The sequence below is a fragment of the Corynebacterium sp. 74A genome (genome assembly GCF_008930665.1).
Lineage (GTDB): Bacteria > Actinomycetota > Actinomycetes > Mycobacteriales > Mycobacteriaceae > Corynebacterium > Corynebacterium megadyptis.
Map to the genome: position 1 here is coordinate 1 of NZ_PQMG01000002.1, position 22670 is coordinate 22670.

Below are 22670 nucleotides of genomic sequence, written 5' to 3' on the forward strand. Positions count from 1 at the left end.
GGGCTCGGCGGCGGGGCCGGTGCGGGCAGTGCGCACCGTGCGCAGGCGTGGATCAAGCAGCGGGTAGCACAAATCCACGATGAGGTTGATCAGCACGAACAGTGCCGCGGCGAGCACCACGATGGCCATGAGTACAGGGGTGTCGCGATTGGATACCGCGTTCACGGTGAGCGCCCCGATCCCGGCTCGGCCGAAGACGGCCTCGGTCACCACCGAGCCGCCGATGAGTTCGCCGAAGATCATGCCGGCGATAGTGAGGGTGGGAAGCAGCGCATTGCGCATGATGCCGCGCCACAGCACCCACCGTTCGGTGGCGCCGCGGGCCCGCAACACGGTGACAAAGGGGCTGGCCTCCACGTCATCGATGGAACGGATGAGCACCTGCGCGAGGGGCGCAGCCACCGGAATCGAGAGGGTGATCACCGGCAACACCAGCTCATGCAGGGCGGAGCCGCCGATCACGGGGATGATGGCGAAGCGGAAACTCAGCAACTGGATGAGCACGATGCCGACGAAGAAGGTAGGGGTAGAAGCAAAAAGTGGCGGCAGCGATCCGGCCAGCGCCCGCAGCCAGCGGAAGGGTCCGAAGGTGGCGGCGGTGGCTATGAGGACCGCCAGCACCACGCCGAGGAGAAAGCCACTGACAGCCAGAGCCAGCGTGTGCGGAAGAGCCTCGCCCAAGAGAGTGGACACGGCACTGCCTTGGGCCACCGAGGTACCGAAGTTTCCTGTGAGATAGCCACCGAGGAGCACGAAGAACTGCACCACCAGGGGCTTATCCGCGCCATAGGAGCGGCGAATCTCCTCCACCTGTTGCGGCGAGAGACCGAGCTCGGGGCTGGCATAGCGGGCTTCGACCGCATCGCCGGGCAAGGCGGCGAGCAGCACGAAGGCGGCGATGAACACCAGCAGTATCACGGTGAAGGCTTGGAGGATGCGCGACAACACAGCAGACCGAGTCATATCTAGTTCTCCTTCGCGGCGCTCAGGCTGGTGGCATAGAACCACGGGCGGGCGGTGGGGCCGGTGTGGAAATCCCGCACGTTATCGCCTAGGGCAAACACTTGGGGTTCCTCAAAAAGCGGCAAGGCATAGGCTTTGTCCGACACATAGTTCTGGCTTTCCCGCACCACACGCTCTCGGGCGACAGGGTCCGCGGTGCCAGAGATGGCGTTCATCAGTCGTTCAAGTTCGGGATCGTGGATCTCTCCCGTATCTGTATCGCCATTGAGCAAAACATTGCGTTTCTCCGAATGCCAGAGGGAGGTCACCACGTCCGCATCGGCACGGCCCACAATGTGATGGGCCAATTGAATCTTCTCGATGTCCTTGGCCGCGGCGGTTTGGGCGGCATAGTCTCCCGGGTAGAGCTGCAGGTCTACCCCGATGCGGCGCAGCTGTGCCTGCATCATGGTCACAATCTCCTTCGAGCGTGGCTGCGGCACCGCCTCGTTGACCGTGAGGCTCAGGCGCTCGCCGTCCTTCTCCCGGATGGCGCCTGGGCCCGCGCCTGCGGGCAGCTGCCAGCCGGCCTCGTCGAGCAGCTGCCGCGCGGCCTCGGGGTCGTAGACATAGTGCTCGGATTGATCCTCATAGCCGCGCGCCTCGCTCGAAAGCGTGGAGGTGGCCAGCGGGTAGGAGTCGGTGAACAAGGTGTCGAGGATTTCCTCTCGGTTCACGCCCTTGATGAGCGCCTCGCGGACCCGCTGATCCGCGAGATAGGGGTGGGCGAAGTGAAAGTTGATGGAGTTATTCATCCCGCCGGTGCCGCCGGCATGGATGCGCACACCCAGCTCCCGAAAGCGGCGCTCATCGGGTGCTTCCACCTGGCGAATCACGTCGGCCTGGCCAGCGAGCAGAGCACCGGTGCGCACCGAGTCCTCTGGGGCGGTGACGATGGTGAGGGTGGTGAGCTTCGCCGGGCCGTGATGGGAGGCCGCCGGCGGGCCCCAGTCATAGTCCTCGCGCCGCACCAGCCGGATCTGGGTGCCCAGTTCCTCCTCCTCGATCACGAAGGGGCCGCTGGCCACCACGTTTACCGCATTGCCGGGGCCGAAGCCCTCGGCGTCGCGACGCAGCGTGGCAGTCGACAATAACCCAGCATTCAGGGTGGAGGTGGCTTGCGCGAAGCCCGGCGCGGGGGCGGAGAAGTGGAAGCGCACGGTGTGCTCATCGAGCACCTCGCCGCGCTCATAGTTGTTGATCTGCTCGCTGGGCGGCAGGGTGCGCTCGGCGTCGCCGCGCCCGAAGAGATCAAAGTTGGCCACCACATTCGCGGCGTCGAGGGCGCTGCCATCGGAGTAGGTCACGCCCTCACGTAGCCGGAAGGTGTATTCGGTGGCATCCTCGTTGATCTCGGGCAGCTCCGTGGCGATCCACGGGTGCAGCTCGAGGGTCTCGGGGTCTTGCCATAAGAGGCGATCGGTGATGTTTCCCACGATGCCCCCATTGGGGTAGAAGCCCGCGGTCGGCGGGTAGAGGCTGGTCCACGGGGCCGAATCGGCATAGGTCAGCTCCGCGGCGGCGGCGCGATCATCGGGGTTGGCTTTGAGGGGCGCGGCACAGCTGGCGAGCATCAGCATGGGAATCGCGAGCGCGGCAAGAAGCGGGGCGAGATGAGGGCGTCGTGAGAGTGTCATGGACGGAGCCTTCCTATGCGATAAACACAACAGCAGGTGCCCGCCAGACGCGGCCCCTCAGCCCCGCCGCGGCGCGCACAGCACGATATTAGACTGGCCATTCTATTTATAAAGGACTAATCTGTCTATTATGGGTATTTCACACTCGGCTCACGCTCACCCCCGCAGCATCGCCATCATCGGAGCAGGACCCCGCGGGATCTCCCTGCTTGAGCGGCTATCCACGGCTCAGCGCCACAGCGATCAGCCCACCCCCTTGACGGTGCATCTCCTCGACCCCCACCAGATCGGGGCGGGGCAGGTATGGCGCACCGACCAGCCGCGGACCATGTGCATGAACACCCTTGCCGATGCTGTCACCCTCTACCCCGACCCTGGCGCCAGCGTCGGCATTCCGCCACGCACCGGCCCCACCATGTATGAGTGGATCCGCGCACAGCTGCAGGACCCAGACGCGCGGGCGAGCGAGTTCTGGGAGGAGATGCGCGCCACCAAACCGGAGTCCAATCCCAGCCGCGCCCTCTACGGCGAGTATCTCCGTGCCGTCTACCAGCAGCTGCGCGACACCCTGCCAGAGACGATGACTGTGCGCGAGCACCCCCATACCGCCACCGCCATCGAGCCGCAGGGCTCCCAAGATCTGATAACACTCGCCGATGGCACCACCCTGCTGGCCGATGCCACCGTGTTGGCCCTCGGCTGGGACACCCCAGCTCCCTCCGCCGAGGAGGAGGCCCTCGCCCAAGCGAGCGGCCAGTGGATCGCCCCGGGCAACCCCATTGATCAGGATCTCTCCCCCATCGTCGCCGGCGAGACCGTGCTGGTGCGGGGGTTAGGCATGAGCTTCTTCGATTCCCTCCTGCTACTCACCGAGGGGCGCGGCGGCCGCTTCATCTCTGATACCTACCGGCGTTCGGGGCTGCGCTATGAGCCGAGCGGCCAGGAACCGCAGGTGGTGGTGGCCAGTGGCCGCGGCTATCCCTATCTGCCGAAATCGGAGTACCACTCCCTACCCCCTGCGCCACATAATCCCCGCACTCGCGCCGTGATCGCCGAGCTATCGGAACGCACCGGTTTGGGCTGCATCGATTTCGGCACCGAGGTCCTGCCCGCACTATTGCGCGATGCCCACGAGGCCTACTACCTCACCAGCCGCCCTGCCCGTGTGGAGGAAATTCTCCAGCTCATCGATAGCACCACCGATCCTCGGCTTTTGCCGGATCAGATCGCACCGCTTCTTGACGCCACCTCTCGCCCCTTCGACCCCTTCGCCTACTCCCAGCCATTGGCGGGGCTCCGCATGGATCCGCCCGCCCTGACCGAGCACATCGCCGCAGGACTCAGCGGCGATATCCACGAGGCTGAACGCGCCCGTGAATCCGCCTTCAAAAATGGCATGTGGGCCCTGGCCGCCTCCCGCAAGGCCGTGGGCATTCTCGGCGAACACGGCCGCTACACCCACGCCTCGCGCACCACCAGCCTCCGCGAATTCATGGCTCTGGGCCAGATGGCGGGATCGGGGCCGCCGCTGTTTCGCACCCGGCAGTTGCTGGCGCTTATCGACGCCGGCCTCGTGGAGTTTCTCGGCGCCACCCCACAGGTGAGCACCACCGAGACCGGCTTTCGTATGTCCTCTCCCACCACCCGCGACGCCCGCGAGGCCCGAGTGCTTCTCGATGCCTTCGTGCGCAACCCCGATATGGGCAGATCCGCCTCGCCTTTGGTGCGCTCAGTGGGCGCGAGGGCTCGGCTCTTCCGTTTTGACGATGGCAGCGCCTCGCGCTCGTGGGAAGTCGATCCCCATACTGGCCGTGTTCTCGGTAGCGAGGGAAAGGCCGATCCCCGGCTGCATGCGGTGGGCATTCCCTTGGGGGCGTTTCTCGCCGACACCACGATCTCGCCGATGCCGCGTACCGACCCCACTATGCTCCAGGAAAGCGACCGGGTGGCGCGCTCGCTGCTACGCATCGCCTGCGGCTCTCCGAGCGCCTAAAATGGATAGACATGACTGAACCGCGCAGCGTCTTTGAGGAGCTCGGCGAGGACACCTTCGATCGTTTAGTCGCCGGCTTTTATGCCCGCGTGAAGGAGGATGACATCCTCGGGCCCATGTACCCAGCCGAGGACATGGCGGGAGCCGAGTGGCGGCTAAAAATGTTTCTCATCCAATTCTGGGGCGGACCCAGCGAGTATTCCGCCCAACGGGGGCATCCGCGGCTTCGTATGCGCCATGCGCCTTTTCAGATTGATGCGGCCGCCGCCGAGCGCTGGCTGGAGCTGATGAAAGCCTCCATGGATGAGCTATCCCCCGAGCAGCTTTCCGACGCCCACCGTGCCGCGGTGTGGGAGCACATGGTGCGGGTGGCCTATATGCTGGTCAATCACACCTAGAGCAGGCTGGTGAGGGAGTCCGCACCGGCCCGGTACCACACCGAGCCGTAGTAGGCGTCGATACGCACCCACCTGCCCGAGCGCGACACCAACAAACGATTATGACTGGGCTCGGAGGTATCTGTGGGGATAAAGGCGAAGGCGTTGAGCGCGAACACCGCGCGCATCGGCACCTCCACCGTGATCTCGCCGGCGCTACAGCTGATCACTGTGGAGTTGAGCAGGGACACTGGCGGCCCCATGGCGGTAGAAAATTGCTTCGCCAAGCCGCGCCCCGCATCCACGAGCTGCCGCACCGCGGCTCCTGGAATGGATTCGATGAGCTCCCACCCGTCTTCTGGGGGTAGGGCACCCGGCCAGGACAGCGCGCCGCCGGGGGCGGGGCTGGGCTGGGGGTGCAACCCCGAGCCATCGAAGGTGAGTAGATCCTGGGCCCGATACACGGCCCCATCGCTGTCGATAGTCCCTTCCGCGCGCCGCCCTGCGAGCACCGAAAAGGGGGTGTGCACAAAGCACTCAAGCCCGCCGGAGCGGCGAGCGATGCGGATATGGGCGGCACTATCGAGCGCGAGGGCGCGCGTGATCAGCGCGAGGATCCCCTGCTGTCCTGAGGAAAACTGCACCACAACCTCGCCGCTCTAGTTACTGCCGTCCGAGATCGCCTTGGTCTCCTCGGCGCGGGTGAGCACCGAGATCTCCCGCTCGCTAATAGGACGCGGGCTCGAGGTGTGCAGGTCCATCGCGATCTGCACGACTTCGATAATGCAGCAAATCTTGCCGTGGCGATCCTTCAGCTTCTGCCGCGAGGTAAAGGAGGTGTGGCCGATGCTAATGACTTGGGTATCCACGGTCACTGCGGTGGTGTCGGTAAGCACCGGGGCGAGATAGTCGGCATCAAGGCGACGCACGAACACGGTGGGGATCTCGAGGCCGCGGGGCACGAACTCGTCGATAGCAAAACGCATCCGCGCCTCCTGAGCAATCTCCACATAGATGGAGTTGCTCATGTGCCCGAAGCGGTCAAAGTCTGTCCAGCGCACCGGAATGGCGCAGGAATGAATGGGGCCGGGCGTGGAGCTTTCCACATGGGCGGCAGTTTCGGTCATCGTGGTTACCTTCTCACATACAATGCGTTCGCTCAGGTGCGTACTTAGGCCATTGTGCCAGTGCGGGCGCGCCCGTGCACGGGATTGGCACCCACGATTGACAGCGGCACCACCGGCTCGGCGATCTTCGCCGTTGCGCGTCCCACCTCGCAGCCCGTGGTGTGGGCGCACCCATTTTTCTTTTCCCTCACGTTCTCGAGCACAATAGAGAGCATGAACATCCTGTCAATCCAATCGCACGTCACCTACGGGCACGTCGGCAATTCCGCTGCCGTGTTCCCCCTCCAGCGCATGGGCCACGAGGTGTGGGCTATCAACACCGTGGAGTTTTCCAACCACACCGGCTATGGCGCCTGGCGCGGACCGCTGATGCCCGCCTCTGATGTCACAGACATCGTCACCGGCCTCGAGGAGCGCGAGGTGCTGGGTTCGGTGGATGCCGTATTGTCTGGCTACCAGGGCGGCCCCGACATCGCGGATGCGATCCTCGACGCGGTGGCGCGAGTGAAAAAACACAACCCGAACGCCATCTATGTGTGCGATCCGGTGATGGGCAATGCCAAGTCAGGGTGCTTCGTCTCCGACGCCATCCCACCGCTACTGCGCGACAAGGTGGTGCCACAAGCCGATGTGATCGTGCCCAACCAGTTCGAACTGGGCTACTTGGTGGACCGCGAGGTCTCCGATCTGGATTCCACCCTCGCCGCCGTGGACGCCGCTTTCGATCTTGGCCCCTCGGCGGCACTCGTGACCTCCGTGGAGCGCCCCGACCGCGAGGAGGGCACCGTGGAGATGCTGGCCGTCGATGAGAAGGGCGCCTGGCTGGTCACCACCCCGAAGCTGCCGATTAAGATCAACGGCTCCGGCGATGTCACCGCCGCGCTCTTCACCGGCCACTACACCGAGGGCCGCGACGCCGCCGCTGCACTCGCCGCCACCACCTCCTCCATTTTCGACCTGGTGGAGGCGACCTACACCGCGGGCAGCCGTGAGCTGAAGCTCATCGAAACCCAGGATGCCTTCGCGCACCCGCGCATGCAGTTTGAGGTACGCCAAGTGCGCTAAATAGCTCTCGTCTCTAGACAACAACCACCGCCGCTGAGCTGATATCCAGCTCGGCGGCGGTGGTGTTCTTTCGCGGCGCACCGGCCCCGCTGTGGGGGGCGGGTGCTCCGACTTAGTGTCTAGCGAGAGAGCTTGCGGTGGGTCACACGCGAGGGGCGTGCGGCCTCTTGGCCGAGGCGCTCCACCTTATTCTTCTCATAGTCCTCGAAGTTGCCTTCGAACCAGAACCACTGGCCCTCGGCGATATTGCCTTCCCAAGCCAGGATGTGGGTACAGGTGCGGTCCAAGAACCAGCGGTCGTGGGAGATCACCACGGCACAACCAGGGAATTTCTGCAGCGCGTTTTCCAGCGAGCTCAGAGTTTCCACATCGAGGTCGTTGGTCGGCTCGTCCAGCAGGATCAAGTTGCCGCCCTGCTTCAGGGTCAGGGCAAGGTTCAGGCGGTTGCGCTCACCACCGGAGAGCACCTTGGCCGGCTTCTGCTGGTCCGGCCCCTTGAAACCGAACGCAGACAGGTAGGCACGAGAGGGCATCTCGTTTTGGCCGACGTGAATGTAGTCGAGGCCATCGGAGACAACCTCCCAGACGGTCTTTTCGCCGTCGATATTCTCGCGGTTTTGGTCCACATAGGACAGCTGCACGGTCTGGCCCACCTTGACCTCGCCGGAGTCCGGCTCCTCGAGACCAACAATGGTTTTAAACAGCGTGGACTTACCCACACCATTAGGGCCGATCACGCCCACGATGCCGTTGCGCGGCAAAGTGAAGGAGAGATCCTTAATCAGGGTGCGGCCATCGAAGCCTTTGGTGAGGTTGTGCACCTCCACCACCTGGTTACCCAAGCGCGGCGGGGTGGGGATCTGAATCTCTTCAAAGTCGAGCTTCTTGTACTGCTCGGCTTCCTTGGCCATCTCCTCGTAGCGCTCCAGACGGGCCTTGTTCTTGGCCTGGCGGGCCTTGGCGCCGGAGCGAACCCATGCCAGCTCGTCCTTGAGGCGCTTGCGCAGCTTAGCGTCCTTCTTGCCGGCTACCTCGAGGCGCTCGGCCTTCTTCTCCAGATAGGTGGAGTAGTTGCCCTCGTAGGGGTAGAGCTTGCCGCGGTCGACCTCGCAGATCCAGCCGGCCACGTGATCGAGGAAGTAACGATCGTGGGTCACGGCCAGCACGGCGCCGGGGTAGTCCGCCAGGTGCTTCTCCAGCCACAGCACGGACTCGGCGTCCAGGTGGTTAGTGGGCTCGTCCAGCAGCAACAGATCCGGCTCGGAGAGCAGCAGCTTGGCCAGGGCCACGCGGCGGCGCTCACCACCAGAGAGGTGGTTGACGGGCTCATCGGACGGCGGGCAGCGCAGGGCCTCCATGGCCTGCTCGATTTTGGAGTCCACTTCCCAGGCGTCAGCGGCATCCAGCTCCTCTTGGAGCTTGCCCATCTCTTCCATGAGCTCATCGGTGTAATTGGTGGCCATCTCCTCGGCGATGGCCTCGAAGCGCTGCTTCTTTTCGAAGATGCCGCCCAGGCCCTCTTCCACGTTCTCGCGGACGGTCTTCTCCTCATTCAGCGGCGGCTCCTGCTGCAGGATGCCGACGGTGGCTCCGGAATCCAGGAAGGCCTCGCCATTGGAGGGCTGGTCCAGCCCGGCCATAATCTTCAGAATCGAGGACTTACCGGCGCCGTTTGGACCAACGACACCGATCTTCGCGCCCGGATAAAAGGCCATGGTGACATTGTCCAGAATGACCTTGTCACCATGGGCCTTACGGACGTTTTTCATGGTGTAGATAAACTCGCCCAACTTATGTAACTCCCTATTAAATATGACGTGCACGTTAAGTAATGAGCAGCCGCCCCAGCCCGAGCAGAGGGCAGGGCTAAAACGCTGCTAGCCGCCTTAAAGGGTACATGAGTTCCAGCGCGGGCACCTACATTGCACTACGGGGTTAGAAGGGCACGGATTCGACCTCCTCCCCCAGCGCTTTCGCGGCAGCGGCGCGATTATCCGCGGCGGTATCCGCCGCACTATCTTCGCTGCCCGCCCCCACGCGCAGCAGCGAGCGGGTGACATCGCTGCCGATAAATTGGGCCTTAAACTTGACCTGGCTGCGCTTGGAGGTCACCCCATTGTCTTCCACCTCCCAGACGTCGGTATAGAAGTGGCCGACAAGAATCACGCTCATGCCGCAGCGCAAGGCGTGTGCGGCCGGGGAGGCGATCCTGCCCCAGCATTCGACATCCACCCACAGCTCGCTGACTTGCTCCCAATCTCCCTGCTCATTTTGGCGGGATTTGGAGGAGCAGACGCGAAACTTCGTGAGTTCCTTGCCGCTGGGAAATAGCCGGTATTCGGGCTCGGTGCCGAGATTGCCCATCAGAGTGGTTTGGATCATTGGCATAGCTGCACGGTCCTTTCTGGTGTTCTATGTTGCGTGCGATCACCAGAGTGGCCCATCCATCCGACTGCCGGCCCGAGAGAGCACACGGGCCTGTGGATAACCGCCTCGCCCACCCCCACGGGGCTGAGGTTATCCACAGGCCATATACACAGACCCAGCGTTAGCGGCGGCGCGGCCGCGAAATGTCCTTATTGTGGTAGTCGTCTTGCCTGTCCTCGCCGCGGCTGACCTGCTGTAGCCACTGGTTATAGGCCTCGAGCTGCTCATCGTCGGTAGCATCCGCCTGCGTGTCATAGGCGCGGGACTCGCGGCGATCCGCGGTCAGCCACTTGCGCAGCACCACAATGTAGACGATCACCAGTGGGAATGCGCCAGATGCCCAGGCAATGCCGCCGCCTACGGTCTGATCCCAGAGCAGGTCCACCTCCCAGGGCAAACCAAGGGTGCTGTAGAACTCCTCGCCCATTACCTGCTGGGTCTGCATGAGATAGACCGCGAAGTACATGTGGAAAGGAAGCGAAAACGTCAGCCACGCCGTCTTCGACATCGGCGAGCGCTGCACCGGCAGCGGGTCGGTGGCCATGATGTCCCAGTAATACATGTAGCCCGACCACAAAAACAGCACATTCATGCTCAGGTGTCCGGCGTGCTCGGAAATCGCCACCTCGTACAGACTCGGCACCAGATACATCAGATAGAAGATCACGAGGAACTGCACGGTGTTAAACACTGGGTGCACCACTACCCGCAGCACGGGGTTATCGAGGGCAATCTCCGCGAATTCATAGAGCCCCGGCACATCGCTTGTCGACGGCTCATTGGCTTTCAACGCCAGCTGCAGCGGATGGCCCAGCACCCAGAACACGGGGATGGTCATAGACAGGATCATGTGCCCGACCATGTGCATCGAGAAGGTGGCCGGGATATTCATGCCGATACCCGAGCTCATGGTGATCACTAGGGTGGCGCAGCCGAGCAGGAACCAAGCGCTGCGGCGAACCGGCCAGCTCTCGCCCTTGCGGCGCAGCTTGATGAGGCCGTATATATACAGTCCCGCGAGGATCAGCCCGAAGGTGGCGAAGGCGATATCGAACCGCCACATCGTCCACACATTCCAGATGGTGGGCTCCTCGTAGAGCTTGTAGCCCAGCTGGATATCCATGGTGTTGATGTCTGCCACCAGCGGCGGGGGCGGCGGGGTGCGGCCCAGCGACACGGCGACGCCGGTGACCGCGCCCATCACCAGCACCTCCACGATGGCGATGCGGCGGAAGGTGCGGTGATCATTCGGGTCGCGCTCCAGCCGCGGGATGGCGATGCGGCGGTGGGCGAAGCCGAAGAGGGCGAGCACCACCACGCCCACAGCCTTGGCGGTAATCAACAGACCATAGCCGGAGGTGAGCCAGTCCGAGAAGTCGATACGCACGGCGGCGTTGAGTAGACCGGACAGCGTCATACCGATAACAGCCACCAGCGCGAGCGGTGAATAGCGTCGAATAGCAATATCGAGGTGGGTACCCCGACGGCGGCCGTGTGCGATAAGCGCCATGAGCCCACCAACCCACAGCACCATGAACAGCAGGTGCCACAGATAGGAGTTCGTGCCGTAGTCGTGATTACCGCCGCTGGCAGAGTGCCCCTCCATACCCAGCGGGACGATCATGAGCACCGACAGCAGCAGCCACACTGGCTGCATAATCCACTTCTTGCTCAAGAGCGCCCCCAACCCGACGACTAGAGCGACGCAGGCCACCACGATCCAGGCCAAGGAGGTAGAAACTTGGGAGATCGCGATGGACCAATTCCCCGGCTTCATCGCCTGCCACAGCGATTCGCCGGAGACATCCGAGAGATACATCGGCACCATCGCCACCGCGATCATGCCGAAGCACAGCGCCGCCACCGCACCGGTGCGGCTGGCCAAGGAGCCATCCACGCCGAGTTCCGCTACCCGCAGCCGGGTGGCCAGTTCTGATTCGCGGTGAAACTCATAGCCATAGCCGCTCGCTTGGGAGCGCTGCTCCGCCGCCGCAAGCCGGCGTTTGTCCACGTACATCTCGCTGACGTGCTGGGTACGCGGCGGAGTAAGAAAAGAGCTGAAATAAAAAGAGCCCACAGCAAGCGCGGCCAGCATCATTCCCCCGGCGCGCAAAAAGGGCAGCCCAGCGGTGGTGGCCGGGCCGGGGTCGGGAATACCCAGCGCCGCTAGGGAGGCACTCAGGAATTGCCAAGAAATGAGGCCCGCAACCAGTCCTGCTGTAGTGAAAAATAGCACGTAGAGCGCCGTGCTCGGGCGCGCCGGGGAGGTAGGGGCCGAGGGTGCCGGTGCGGTTGTACCAGCGGAGATGCTCGTCGCTTCAGCCATGTTCTTAGGATAGCCGCCAGCCCGAGGATCGTTAACTGACCATGTCCTCAATTCCCCGCAGCATCTTCTAGGCCGCGTCCCGGTCCCGCCTTTTGCGCGCTGATCAGCGCGGTGACTAACATACGTAGGCATCGCTGTGCACGCGCCTTCTTGGCGCCCCGTGCAGCGATATACCTCCGTAGCTCAGTGGATTAGAGCAGTGGGTTTCTACCCCATGTGTCGCGGGTTCGAGTCCTGCCGGGGGTACTTTTTCTGGGCGATCCGCGATGTCCTCGAGAAGTACTGTCCGCTTCCCGACGTCCCATCCCCTCACACGCGGGGGTGCACAGCGCATTCCCGCAGGCTGAGACATGTGTCACCTTGGTGGCCAGAGTGTTTTAGTAAGCTCGACGGCATGCTCATTATTGATCACGACACAGTCGAAGCCCATTTGCCCAGCCCCGCCGCAGCCGTGGAGTCCATTAAAGAGGCATTGATCGCCATCGCTGATGGCTCGGCCAACACCGTGCCGAAGATTCAAGTGAGCGCCGGCGAGGGCCGCTCCTATTCCAACTCGATGCCCGCTGCCTGGCCAGATCGCAATCTTTTTGGCACCAAGTGGGTGACACTCACCCCGAACAACCCGGAGAAGGGCCTGCCCTTCGTCCAGGGCAGCGTGCTGCTCTCCGATCCGGATGATGGCTCCACCCTCGCCATTCTCGACGCTGCCCCGCTGACCGCTTTCCGTACCGCCGCCGTCACCGGCGCCAGCCTCGCTATCGACGGCGGGGAGCGCCGTGATGTGACCTTCCTCGGCACCGGGGTGCAGGCCCGCTCGCATGCCCAGATTCTCGAGGGACTCGGTTATGAGGAGATGACCGTGTGGGGTCGTAGCTCCTCCTCCCTCGATGCGCTGATGGAATGGGCCGCCGAGCACACTCCCGGCATCACCTTGAAGCCCACCTTGGATCGCGACGGTGCGATCCGCGACGCCGGGGTGATTATCACCGGCCTCGCCATGCGGGTACCGGGCCAGGAGATCACCTCCGCACAAGTGCGCGATGATGTGACCCTGCTGCCGCTGGACTATGGCACCGTGGTGGGCAAGGAACTGGCCGCCGCCAGCACTCTTGTCGCCGATGACCCCATCCAGTACGAGGCACTGCGCCCCGCGAAGATCGCCGAGGACTACCCCAAGGCCACCGGCGCTACCGGCGATCTGCTGAACGGCGATCGCCCCAAGGGCATCGTGGTGGCACAGAACCTGGGCTCCGGGCTCGGAGATATTGTTATTGGCAGCGACGTGCTCGCCTCCTACCGCGCCGCCAACTCCAACTAATTAGGATTCATCACCTCATCATGTCTCTTCCTCTCCCCCAACCCCAGCAGCGAGCCGTAGTTACCGGCGCCAGCCAGGGTATCGGCCGCGCGATTGCCCGGGATCTCGCCGCAGCGGGCCATAACCTCATTCTTGTTGCACGCCGCGAGGCCGTGCTGCAGGATCTGGCGGCAGAACTCGTCGATAAGCATGGCGTGGAAGTGGAGGTGCGCGCTGTTGATTTGGCCCGTGCCAACGCCCGCGCCGAGCTGGTGGATGAGCTGGCCCAGCGCGAGATTTCCATCATCATCAACTCCGCCGGCATCGCCAGCTTCGGAGCCTTCCGCGATCAGGACTGGAACTACGAGCAGGATCAGTTCGAGCTCAACGCTCGGGCCGTATTCGAGCTCACCCATGCTGTGCTGGCGGGCATGCTCCAGCGGGGCGAGGGCGCGATCCTCAATGTTGGCTCGGCGGCCGGTAATGTGCCGATCCCGAATAACGCCACCTACGTCTTTACCAAGGCGGGCGTGAATGCCTTTACCGAGGCGCTGCACTATGAGCTGCGCAAGACCGGGGTGCACTGCACCCTGCTGGCTCCTGGGCCGGTGCGCGAGGCGGAGATCGCCGAGGAGGAGAAGTCCATCGTGGACAAGGTGGTGCCCGACTTCCTGTGGACCACCTATGAATCCTGTTCGAAAGAAACCCTCGAGGCTTTGGCCAATAACCGGCGCCGCGTGGTGCCGGGGCCGCTATCGAAGGTCATGAATGCGGTGTCCAAGGTGGCACCGACGGGCCTACTCGCGCCACTGATGGGTTCCTTCTATGCTCGAATGGGTTAACCATTGTTGTTCCTCTCAACCCTAGAAAGCACCCTCCGTGACCATGTCTGAGCCGCAGCTACCCGCAAAATATGATCGCCTCGTGTGGATCGATCTGGAGATGACGGGTCTGGACCCCGCGCGACATGTGATCGTGGAGATCGCCGCCGTGGTCACCGACGCCCAGCTGAATATCCTCGGCGAGGGTGTGGACATCGTGGTGCACGCCAGCGAAGAAGAACTGGCCCAGATGGATGATTTTGTGGCGAATATGCACGCCTCCAGCGGGCTGACCGAGGAGATCACAGCCTCCACTATCAGCCTCGCCGAGGCGGAGCGGATGGTGCTGGAGCTCATCGCGGAGCACTGCGATCCCGAGCACCCCGCCCCCTTGGCCGGTAACTCCATCGCCACCGACCGCGCCTTCATCAAGGCGCGTATGCCGGCCCTCGATGCGGCGCTGCACTACCGCATGGTGGATGTCTCCTCCATCAAGGAGCTGGCACGGCGCTGGCAGCCGCGGGTGTACTACCACCAGCCGGACAAGGGCCTCGCCCACCGCGCGCTGGCGGATATCGTGGAATCGATCCGCGAACTCGACTACTATCGCCGCGCTCTCTTCGTAGCCGATCCCAGCCCCACATCGGAGAACTGCGGCGACGCCGCCGCTCAGGCCGTCGACCGCTACCGGGAGCATCTCGGACAGTAAAACCACCAACGCCCGCTACCCAGTGTGAAGGGAGCGGGCGTTATGCGTGTTTGCCGTGGGCCTAGACGAGCAGCAGGAAGAGCACTTGGGCGCCAATGATCTTGCCGATCATGCCCACCGGATACACCGTGGCATAGCCCCGCGCGGCGAGATCGGTGCCGGTCTGCGCATTCAGATAGGCGATAATCGCAGGATTGGTGGAGATGCCACCGGCCATGCCCATGGTTTCATCCCATTTCGCCCCCAGCACCCACGCGCCAAGAACAGCCATGGCGATCGCTGCAACCAGCGTGAGAACAAGACCGAAGCCCACGTAGAGCAAGGATTCAACATCAGAGAGCGCCGCGGCGAAGCCGGCTCCGGCGGTGGTGCCCACCCCGGCGAGGAAGAGCGCCAAGCCGATATTGATGAAGATCTTGTTGGCCTGGAAGGGCACGATCCACTGCAACCGGCCGGTGCGGCCACGCCAGCCCAAGATCAGTCCCACGAGGATGGGGCCGCCACCGAAGCCCAGGGAGAGAGTCAGCCCGCCCGGCATCGGGATCGGAATCATGCCCACCAGAAGTCCGGCGAGCAGCCCCAAGAAGAAGGGGAAGAAATCAAAGTTGCCCAGGGCGTTCTCGCTATCACCGAAGAACGTCCTCGCCTCGGCCATCTTGTGGGTCGGGGTGACTACCCGCACCTTGTCTGAGTATTCCAAACGGGTCGTGGGCGTGGGGATGAAGTCGGAGTCACCGCGACGCACCCGCGCGATGAGAAAACGCTTCTCCGCGAGGCCGAGCTCGTCGATAGTGCGGCCCACGATCTGCGGATTAGACACAGAGAAGCGGCGGTAATCGAGATTGTGGTCATCGATAGGGAAATGCACCTCGCGGCCCAGGATGTGCGTGGCCCGCCGGAGCTCCTCCTGCGTGCCGTGGATTAGCAGCACATCGCCGCTCGAGACCTCGGTATCCGCGGTGATGAGGGTTTGATGCTCCGGATCCTCGTGGTGGATCAGACGGGTAGCCACCACCTCAGCACCCGTGGGGCGCAGCACCTCTGCGACCGTGCCAGGTTCTATGGGGCCGAGCTCGAGGCCGGTGAGGTGGAGGTCCTCGGTGATCACACCGGCTTCTTTGGCGTCTGCGACGTGGTCCACCTTGCGCAGCTTCGCTCCCACGGCGGCCACTAGGATCAGGCCCAGAACACCACCCGGATAGGCCAGCGAGTAGCCGATCACTGGCAGCGCCAGCGCTTCGGGATCAGTGATACCCGAGGCCTTCATGGTTTCCACGATGGCTGCCATACCAGGAGTGGAGGTGACTGCGCCCGTCATGCTGCCGGCGCCTTGGGCGGCGTCGAGCCCTAGGAACTTCACGCCGACATAGGCCAACACGATCACACCGGTGAGCACGAGGGCTGCCAGGGCACTGATCTTCCAGCCACGGGAGCGGAATTCCGCGAAGAACTGCGCGCCGAAGCTCAGGCCGATGGCATACACAAATAGCGCTAGGCCGAAGGTGTACAGCAGCGGCGGAAGCTGGATCTCCGGCTCGACTGCGGAGAAAGCAATGGAGACAAACAACACGGCGGCGGAGCCGAGCGATATGCCGGCCACGTTCACTTTGCCCAGAAGATAGCCGAGGGCAAGTATCGCCATCAGCGCAATCAATGGATTGGCGGCGAGATAATCGAACACGAGGGGTCCTTGGGGAGCGCGGGGGCCCACGACAGCGGGCCCAAAAGAATATGAGGAGAGAAACGGCGTGGGCGTGCGACACTCCCCGCTTCCCCGCCCACGCGCGGAGAATGGTGAGAGCATGCGCACCCGTAGGTTCTCAGCAGGGTTACCGTATCACTGAGTCATCCTACGTCAAGTGAGAGCGCCACATCCCCACTGCTTGCGCGCCAGCAATTACCCATACCAGCTGCAGTTTTTGCTTTTCTTATGCGGTGCGCTACTATAACTCTCGCTGCAGAAAACGGCAGCGATGGTGGCTGTAGTTCAGCTGGTAGAGCACCAGGTTGTGATCCTGGGTGTCGCGGGTTCGAGTCCCGTCAGCCACCCCGACGATGAGCCCCCGGCCTTGGAAACAGGGTCCGGGGGCTTATTTTATTGCCTCACCCGGCGCCCCCGAGCAAGTCTTAGGCCTGCTTCTCGAAGAGAAGGCGCCACTGCCAACAGGCACGCACAACGGGCGGCCGACAACCTGCATGACGTCCATCCACACAATGGGGCGCGCTCATACCTGCGACCAGCACTCTCGACCGACCCCCTTACATACTGAGTACACCCGAAGCACTGGTTCGTGTCGACTGTGGACCTCTCAGTGGGCAGCCTCCTCCCCTATACGAATGGCTGCCCGCCACTCGTCGTTACCCCACTTCAGCGAAGCGGCTAGAAGATCGCTGGCGAGCAATTCATTGTGAAAACGCCCGAACATCGTTCCCCCTTGCCGCATCAGACGAACATTCAACTGATATGCGCTATTCAGGAGCGGCTCGGTGTGCGGGAAATCAACGAGCCCAGTGAGGATGTCTTCGAGCCCCTCCATTGTGAAATGCCAGCGCGTGACCTCAGAAAGAGGATAGGCACTGTTTTCGACATACCATCGTCCCTCCGGATCTTGGAGTGAGGCCAGCTCACCATCGACTCTCGCAGTGTTAATGAACAGCTCGATCTCAGCTACGCCAGCGACCATATGTTGGCAAACAACGAAGATCTCGAGGTTTCCCGCACTCACCACCAGCAGCCTTCGGTGTGATTGAGAGCGATTCGTCGCTGGCAAGCATGACACTATCCAGAGGTGTCTGTGCGTGTTGTAGGGGTCAGGCAGTGCCTCGTAGATGAACCATCCGAGGAGATCTCGGAGCACCTCATATTCGACCATCCTCGCGAGTTCTAAGAATTTTTTGCTATCCCTGCCGATGACGTTTTCCCCCGGACGCACTCGCTTCTCTCTATCCCACGGCAGAACCGTGGTGCCCCCCTCTATAGAGGTGAACTCAACATCGGCACCACCGTGGGGCCGTTGCGTATCCCGAACATTCCGGACCGATGATGCCCTTTCACTATCAGCAATAAGGGCCCTCTCTGGGTCGTCTAGATCGCCTTCCGGCAGCGGGAAAAACTCGAAAGTCACGATGTCATTCCACCGCCTGCGGTGGGAGCGAAAGCGAGAGACCACATTCACGGATTGCCCAACGTAGACGCTGCCATCGGCAAACCCCAGGCGATAAAGCCCCCTGAGACTCGACTCCCCCACGAGAATGATCGCGATTGAGTCCAGCTCCCGAACGTCATATACCCGTCCTGTCAGTTGTGTGCACTGGCCATGCTTGGATGAAGGAGACGAAAGATCCGAGGACATAGTGCAATTGTGCCTGATTACCTACTGCCCCTCGGCGGGACACTCACCCCTAGCGGTCTCTGCCACTGAACCCGCGCACAGCAGTCCTGCCATGCCCCCTCCCCTGCCCGACAAAGAATCCACTCGCCCCGGCGTAACCGCCGGCATATGCGCCTACGCGGGTACGCTGAAGAGCAGCACAATCCCCCGTATTAGCTGCGCAAAACTAATAAGAAACGCACGTCACAGTTTCCTCCGCTTTAATAACAATCAGATAACAACTATTTGCGTTTTGGCTGCTCAAGACAGTTTCTGGGTTGCATGCTGAGACCGGTTTCTTGAGTCTTAGTGAGTCTCGTGCACTGCACCCTGCTATTGCTGAGCAGGGCGCATGCCACCGCGCCTTGTACTTCCGCTTTCTTTAAGGACTGAACACATTCATGCTTAAACGCGTCATATCCATCACGCTTGCCTTCATTGGCTTGCTCGTGGGCGCCGGTTTCGCCACCGGCCAGGAAACGATCCAATACTTCGTCTCCCACGGCTCCATCGGCATCGCCGGCGCCGTGCTGGCCGGGCTGCTCATCTCCATCGGCGGCATGCTCTCGCTCCAGCTGGGCAGCTATTTTCTGGCCGACGAGCACAACGAGGTATTCCAAGACATCTCCAAGAAGTGGGTGGCCCGCTTCATGGATGTCTCGGTGATGATCACCCTCTTCAGCTTGGGATTCGTGATGCTCGCCGGTGCGGGTTCCACCTTCAACCAGCAGTTCGGCTGGCCGACTTGGGTGGGCTCCACCGTCATGCTGGCGCTGGTGATTGCCTCGGGCTTCCTCGACATCAACAAGGTGTCGAACGTGATTGGCGCGCTCACCCCGGCCATGATCATCGCGGTGATCATCGCCTTCACCTACATGATGTTCAACCTGCCGGACGATCTGTCCAGCCTCAACGATGTGGCCGTGCAGGCCGAATCCCCCATCAGTCCGTGGTGGCTCTCGGCCATTAACTACGCAGGCTTGGTGGAAATCATGGCGATCTCCATGGTGCTCGTGATCGGCGGCAGCTACCTCGACCCACGCGAATCCTCCCTCGGCGGGCTCGTGGGCGGTATCGCCTATACGGTGCTGCTGGTGATGATCTCGGTGACGCTCTTCCTCGGCGCTGACAAGGTGGAGGGCTCCTCGGTGCCCAACCTCACTCTCTTCGAGGAGATCCACCCGGTGATGGCCATTATCGCGGTGTTCATCGTCTACGCGATGATCTATAACTCCGCTATCGGCATGTTCTACGCCCTGGGCCGCCGCCTATCCGCGGGCAAGCAGTCTAAGTTCCGCCTCTACTTCATCATCACCACCTTGGTGGGCTACGCCATCTCCTTCATCGGTTTCGGTTCCCTGATGGCGAAGGTGTACCCGATTCTCGGCTACCTCGGCCTGCTGCTCATCGCCGTGCTGATCATTTTCTACATCCGCGATCGCCGCAAGATCGCCTCGGAGTCGAAGCGCCGTAATAAGATTCGCGACCTCGCCTACCGTAAGCACCACCCAGATAAGGAATTCACCGACGATCACGCAGCGGAAATGGAGAAGCTGATGGGTGATTCCCAGATCTCCGATGACTACCTCTCCAATGCGGTGCAGGAGGAAGTGACCGATTCGCTGGTGCAGGATGATTCCGTGGACTTCAGCGAAGAGGACGCCGAGCAGCTACGCGATACGGACACCCCCGATTCAGCGAAATCCTAAAGCCCTCGCGCCGCACGCCTGCAGCGTGGCGTCGATAAGCTGAGACTCAGGCCCACCACGTGTGGGCCTTTTCTCTACAGTGGGTGAAAGCACTACTCCCGTATGAGAAAGGCACGCATGATTCCGCTGTCGCTCATCGATTTCGCCCTCGTCTACGACGGGGAACGGCCTCGCGATAGTTTCTCGCGCTCGGTACGGCTTGCGCAGCGCGCAGAGACACTCGGCTATGAACGCATCTGGTACGCGGAGCACCACAATATGCCGCGTATCGCGTCCTCCGCCCCGGCCGTGCTGATCGCCCACGTGGGCGCGCACACCTCCACCATCAAACTGGGGGCGGGCGGAGTGATGCTGCCGAATCACGCGCCACTGGTGATCGCCGAACAATTCGGGGCCTTAGAGGAGATGTATCCCGGCCGTATCGGGCTGGGCTTGGGCCGTGCCCCTGGCACCGATCAGCGCACTGTGCAGGCTTTACGACGCTCCCCTCGCGCCGCCGAGCGCTTCCCCGAGGATGTCGCCGAATTGCAGGGGTATCTCTCCGGGGAGAGCCGGATCCCTGGCGTGCAGGCCATTCCCGGCGCCGCCACTGAGGTGCCGCTGTATATTCTCGGCTCCTCCCTCTTTGGCGCCCAGCTGGCCGCACAACTCGGCCTGCCCTATGCCTTCGCCTCACACTTCGCGCCGCAGCACCTCGATGAGGCCATCGCCGTCTACCGCGAGCGCTACCAGCCGAGCGCCGGTAATCCCGACCCCTATGTGATCGCCGCGGTGAATGTGACGGCCGCCGATACCACAGCCCAAGCCCAGGAGGACTGGGAGCAGGTGCGGCGCAGTCGGGTGAAATCACTGGCCGCCCGGGGCCGCGAGATCAGCGAAAAACAGCTCGACGCCTTGCTGCACTCCTATGCAGGCCAGCAGGTGAGCACCATGATGCGCTATACCGCGATCGGTACGAAGCCCGAGGTGCGCAGCTATCTCTCGGAGTTCGCGGAGCGCACCGGCGCTGATGAGCTCATGATCTCGCTGCAGTCGCCGTCGCATGCGGCGATGCTGCACTCCATGGAGATCCTCTCCGCCGCATGGGAGCTACCCAGCGCCGATCCAGCACTCTAACGGCATACACACGACAACGGCCCAGCCATCGCGTAGGTGGCTGGGCCGTTGGTCTCCGGCGCTAGGGGAAAGGGTCTACCACGAGGAGGTTTCGTCCGCGTTGCCTTTCTTCCATGTTTCCCAAGGGATATTCCAGTCGCCGAGACCGTCAAAGCCGGAGAGCTCACCGCCGATGGTGTTTTTCACCTTCACCACATCGCCGCGCTTGACGAGCTCTTGGAACCACTTGGCGTTGTCCGGAGAGACGTTCACACAGCCGTGGGACGTATTCGTGCTGCCCTGGGCCCACATGGACCACGGCGCGGAGTGCACATAGATTCCCGACCAGGACATCTGGGTGGCCCAGTCCACCTTCTGTCGATAACCGCGGGGGCTATCCACGGCTAGGCCGAAGGTAGAAGAATCCATGATCATCGAGGGGTTCTGATCACCAATCATGTAGATACCATTCGGCGTGGGGAAATCGGCATCACCCAAGGAGACGGGCATCGTCTTGAGCACCTCACCGTTCTTGGTCACCGTCATCGTCTTGGTCGAGTCATCGACGGTGCTGATGATCTCATCACCAATGCTGAATGAGATTTCATTATCGGCGTTGCCGTACATGCCGTTGCCCAAATCGACGCCATAGATATCGGCCTTCACCTTAACCTCGGTGCCGCTGGGCCAGAACTCGGCCGGACGCCAGCGCATCTCCGAATTATTCAGCCAATAGAATGCGCCCTCTACCTCAGGGGTAGTGCTTACGGTAATAGCGTCTTGGGCGGCCTGGCGATCAGAAATCGGGGCGTTAAAACGGAAAGAGATGGTCTGGCCCACGCCCACTACCGACCCATCCAGCGGCCCCAAGTAGACAGCCGCCCGGCCATCGGGTGCGACCGTGGTGAAACTTGCCTCGAGGGACTGGCCGTTCTCGGCCTGCGCATCCACGGTGTAGGTGCGGTAATAGCCCAGTGGCTCTGTGACATGCCACTTCTTACCGTTATCGCTGATCTCGGCTTCGACCACCTTGCCGGCCTCGTTCGTCATCGTCACCGACGTCAGCGTGGTGTGCTCCACAGTGACCTCGATGGGATCCGTGGGATTGACATCCGTGGCCTCATCGCCAACATTCAGCTTCGGAGTTTCCTCCTCGCGAACCTTCTCTATCTTGGTCTTCCCAGCGGCCTCTTCTTCCGTGTTGCCGTCACCAATCGTGCATCCAGCAAGAACCAAAGAACACGACACGAGCAGCGCCATCACGGCTCGCAGCAGCCGAGGCTGAGCTGTATAACCCCCGCTGACCTCGCCCGTCAGACCACTAAAAGAGAACCGCCCTGTGCTAAACATTTCACTCCGTCGATAAACCATAGTCTCGGTGGATTCTACACGCCCCGCGCGCTCGGACCGCGCCGGAAAAACCGCTTCCCAAAACCGTGACCAAACTGTTGCTTATCGCATGTCACACACCATGTTGTCGACACTGTGTGTCAAAAATCGAGCCCCTCCCCCGGACCTTGCTAGGCAGCTGCCGCGACACCATCATTCCGGCGAGGAGCGCCGCCCATCATCCCTACAACGCAGCGACACACCCCGTCTCACACCACGCAGCCACACGCGACCCACGAAGCTCTTAAATAGCCCTTGAGCTGGCGATTTTACAAGGTGTGAAACTGTTTGTAATATAACATCTCGTTGCACAGCGCACCGGCCA

The 22670-nt window shown here is 62.3% G+C and carries 19 protein-coding genes and 2 tRNA genes; 10 read left to right on the forward strand and 11 right to left on the reverse strand.

From position 1 onward, the window contains the following. A partial coding sequence (locus GBB11_RS03015; RefSeq protein WP_151582264.1) for an ABC transporter permease occupies window positions 1–963 on the reverse strand: 963 nt, incomplete at its 3' end. A gap of 2 nt (window positions 964–965) precedes the next feature. After that, complete coding sequence (locus tag GBB11_RS03020) at window positions 966–2639, reverse strand: TIGR04028 family ABC transporter substrate-binding protein (protein WP_151549929.1); 1674 nt, start codon at window positions 2637–2639, stop codon at window positions 966–968. A gap of 130 nt (window positions 2640–2769) precedes the next feature. Between GBB11_RS03020 and GBB11_RS03025 the strand changes: the two genes are divergently transcribed. Both GBB11_RS03025 and GBB11_RS03030 read left to right on the forward strand, forming a co-directional pair. Then, complete coding sequence (locus tag GBB11_RS03025) at window positions 2770–4632, forward strand: FAD/NAD(P)-binding domain-containing protein (RefSeq protein WP_151549928.1); 1863 nt, start codon at window positions 2770–2772, stop codon at window positions 4630–4632. A gap of 11 nt (window positions 4633–4643) precedes the next feature. Then, the gene (locus tag GBB11_RS03030) at window positions 4644–5030 is read left to right on the forward strand and encodes a globin (protein ID WP_151549927.1); all 387 of its coding nucleotides are present in this window, start codon (window positions 4644–4646) and stop codon (window positions 5028–5030) included. Here GBB11_RS03030 and GBB11_RS03035 read toward each other — a convergent pair. From GBB11_RS03035 to GBB11_RS10800, 3 genes are read right to left on the reverse strand one after another with little or no spacing between them, the layout of a single operon-like run. Further along, on the reverse strand, window positions 5027–5656 hold the full coding sequence (locus tag GBB11_RS03035; RefSeq protein WP_151582266.1) for a hypothetical protein: 630 nt from the start codon (window positions 5654–5656) through the stop codon (window positions 5027–5029). The two genes, GBB11_RS03030 and GBB11_RS03035, sit on opposite strands and share 4 nt — an antisense overlap. 12 nt (window positions 5657–5668) lie before the next feature. Then, window positions 5669–6136: a thioesterase family protein gene (locus GBB11_RS03040; RefSeq protein ID WP_151529744.1), complete on the reverse strand. Its 468-nt coding sequence runs from the start codon at window positions 6134–6136 to the stop codon at window positions 5669–5671. 44 nt (window positions 6137–6180) lie between these two features. Next, window positions 6181–6351 (reverse strand): hypothetical protein, encoded by a 171-nt coding sequence (locus GBB11_RS10800; RefSeq protein WP_192796401.1) that lies wholly within the window; start codon window positions 6349–6351, stop codon window positions 6181–6183. Here GBB11_RS10800 and pdxY point away from each other — a divergent pair. After that, a complete protein-coding gene (pdxY, locus tag GBB11_RS03045) occupies window positions 6350–7201 on the forward strand; it encodes a pyridoxal kinase PdxY (protein WP_151549925.1) in 852 nt (283 codons plus the stop codon). The genes GBB11_RS10800 and pdxY overlap by 2 nt on opposite strands. Before the next feature lie 119 nt (window positions 7202–7320). Here pdxY and ettA read toward each other — a convergent pair whose 3' ends face one another. The 3 genes from ettA to GBB11_RS03060 all read right to left on the reverse strand — a co-directional run bounded on the left by ettA (window position 7321) and on the right by GBB11_RS03060 (window position 11954). Next, complete coding sequence (gene ettA / locus GBB11_RS03050) at window positions 7321–8991, reverse strand: energy-dependent translational throttle protein EttA (RefSeq protein WP_151529746.1); 1671 nt, start codon at window positions 8989–8991, stop codon at window positions 7321–7323. A gap of 145 nt (window positions 8992–9136) precedes the next feature. Then, window positions 9137–9589, reverse strand: a complete 453-nt coding sequence (locus tag GBB11_RS03055) for a single-stranded DNA-binding protein (RefSeq protein ID WP_151549924.1) — start codon at window positions 9587–9589, stop codon at window positions 9137–9139. A gap of 160 nt (window positions 9590–9749) precedes the next feature. After that, on the reverse strand, window positions 9750–11954 hold the full coding sequence (locus GBB11_RS03060) for a cytochrome c oxidase assembly protein (RefSeq protein ID WP_225979247.1): 2205 nt from the start codon (window positions 11952–11954) through the stop codon (window positions 9750–9752). Window positions 11955–12126: 172 nt separating this feature from the next. Here GBB11_RS03060 and GBB11_RS03065 point away from each other — a divergent pair. The 4 genes from GBB11_RS03065 to orn all read left to right on the forward strand — a co-directional run bounded on the left by GBB11_RS03065 (window position 12127) and on the right by orn (window position 14781). Continuing rightward, window positions 12127–12200, forward strand: a tRNA-Arg gene (locus GBB11_RS03065). 148 nt (window positions 12201–12348) lie between these two features. Continuing rightward, window positions 12349–13272: an ornithine cyclodeaminase gene (locus tag GBB11_RS03070; protein WP_151549923.1), complete on the forward strand. Its 924-nt coding sequence runs from the start codon at window positions 12349–12351 to the stop codon at window positions 13270–13272. A 20-nt stretch (window positions 13273–13292) separates the two neighbouring features. Next, window positions 13293–14093, forward strand: a complete 801-nt coding sequence (cmrA, locus tag GBB11_RS03075) for a mycolate reductase (protein WP_151549922.1) — start codon at window positions 13293–13295, stop codon at window positions 14091–14093. Window positions 14094–14136: 43 nt separating this feature from the next. Next, a complete protein-coding gene (gene orn / locus GBB11_RS03080; protein ID WP_151549921.1) occupies window positions 14137–14781 on the forward strand; it encodes an oligoribonuclease in 645 nt (214 codons plus the stop codon). A gap of 61 nt (window positions 14782–14842) precedes the next feature. Here orn and GBB11_RS03085 read toward each other — a convergent pair whose 3' ends face one another. After that, window positions 14843–16462 carry an aspartate:alanine exchanger family transporter gene (locus GBB11_RS03085; protein WP_151549920.1) on the reverse strand — a complete coding sequence of 540 codons (1620 nt, stop codon included), beginning with the start codon at window positions 16460–16462 and terminating at the stop codon, window positions 14843–14845. A 295-nt stretch (window positions 16463–16757) separates the two neighbouring features. Between GBB11_RS03085 and GBB11_RS03090 the strand changes: the two genes are divergently transcribed. Next, a tRNA-His gene (locus tag GBB11_RS03090) sits at window positions 16758–16830 on the forward strand. Window positions 16831–17090: 260 nt separating this feature from the next. Here the strand turns inward: GBB11_RS03090 and GBB11_RS03095 are convergent. After that, window positions 17091–17906 (reverse strand): GIY-YIG nuclease family protein, encoded by an 816-nt coding sequence (locus GBB11_RS03095; RefSeq protein WP_225979246.1) that lies wholly within the window; start codon window positions 17904–17906, stop codon window positions 17091–17093. Window positions 17907–18553: 647 nt separating this feature from the next. On the opposite strand from GBB11_RS03095, the gene GBB11_RS03100 reads away from it, so the two are divergent. Both GBB11_RS03100 and GBB11_RS03105 read left to right on the forward strand, forming a co-directional pair. Then, complete coding sequence (locus GBB11_RS03100) at window positions 18554–19861, forward strand: hypothetical protein (RefSeq protein WP_151549918.1); 1308 nt, start codon at window positions 18554–18556, stop codon at window positions 19859–19861. A 117-nt stretch (window positions 19862–19978) separates the two neighbouring features. Further along, window positions 19979–20977 (forward strand): LLM class flavin-dependent oxidoreductase, encoded by a 999-nt coding sequence (locus GBB11_RS03105; RefSeq protein ID WP_151549917.1) that lies wholly within the window; start codon window positions 19979–19981, stop codon window positions 20975–20977. A 75-nt stretch (window positions 20978–21052) separates the two neighbouring features. On the opposite strand, the gene GBB11_RS03110 is transcribed toward GBB11_RS03105, so the two are convergent. Next, window positions 21053–22306, reverse strand: a complete 1254-nt coding sequence (locus GBB11_RS03110) for an Ig-like domain-containing protein (protein WP_151549938.1) — start codon at window positions 22304–22306, stop codon at window positions 21053–21055. Between the last annotated feature and the right edge of the window lie 364 nt (window positions 22307–22670).

Excerpts from the sequence above, each read along its gene's own strand:
- GBB11_RS03020 (WP_151549929.1), bottom strand. The coding sequence starts at position 2,639 with ATGACACTCTCACGACGCCCTCATCTCGCCCCGCTTCTTGCCGCGCTC.
- GBB11_RS03025 (WP_151549928.1), top strand. The coding sequence starts at position 2,770 with ATGGGTATTTCACACTCGGCTCACGCTCACCCCCGCAGCATCGCCATC.
- GBB11_RS03030 (WP_151549927.1), top strand. The coding sequence starts at position 4,644 with ATGACTGAACCGCGCAGCGTCTTTGAGGAGCTCGGCGAGGACACCTTC.
- GBB11_RS03040 (WP_151529744.1), bottom strand. The coding sequence starts at position 6,136 with ATGACCGAAACTGCCGCCCATGTGGAAAGCTCCACGCCCGGCCCCATT.
- pdxY (WP_151549925.1), top strand. The coding sequence starts at position 6,350 with ATGAACATCCTGTCAATCCAATCGCACGTCACCTACGGGCACGTCGGC.
- GBB11_RS10800 (WP_192796401.1), bottom strand. The coding sequence starts at position 6,351 with ATGCTCTCTATTGTGCTCGAGAACGTGAGGGAAAAGAAAAATGGGTGC.
- GBB11_RS03055 (WP_151549924.1), bottom strand. The coding sequence starts at position 9,589 with ATGCCAATGATCCAAACCACTCTGATGGGCAATCTCGGCACCGAGCCC.
- GBB11_RS03060 (WP_225979247.1), bottom strand. The coding sequence starts at position 11,954 with ATGGCTGAAGCGACGAGCATCTCCGCTGGTACAACCGCACCGGCACCC.
- GBB11_RS03070 (WP_151549923.1), top strand. The coding sequence starts at position 12,349 with ATGCTCATTATTGATCACGACACAGTCGAAGCCCATTTGCCCAGCCCC.
- cmrA (WP_151549922.1), top strand. The coding sequence starts at position 13,293 with ATGTCTCTTCCTCTCCCCCAACCCCAGCAGCGAGCCGTAGTTACCGGC.
- orn (WP_151549921.1), top strand. The coding sequence starts at position 14,137 with ATGTCTGAGCCGCAGCTACCCGCAAAATATGATCGCCTCGTGTGGATC.
- GBB11_RS03100 (WP_151549918.1), top strand. The coding sequence starts at position 18,554 with ATGCTTAAACGCGTCATATCCATCACGCTTGCCTTCATTGGCTTGCTC.
- GBB11_RS03105 (WP_151549917.1), top strand. The coding sequence starts at position 19,979 with ATGATTCCGCTGTCGCTCATCGATTTCGCCCTCGTCTACGACGGGGAA.
- GBB11_RS03110 (WP_151549938.1), bottom strand. The coding sequence starts at position 22,306 with ATGTTTAGCACAGGGCGGTTCTCTTTTAGTGGTCTGACGGGCGAGGTC.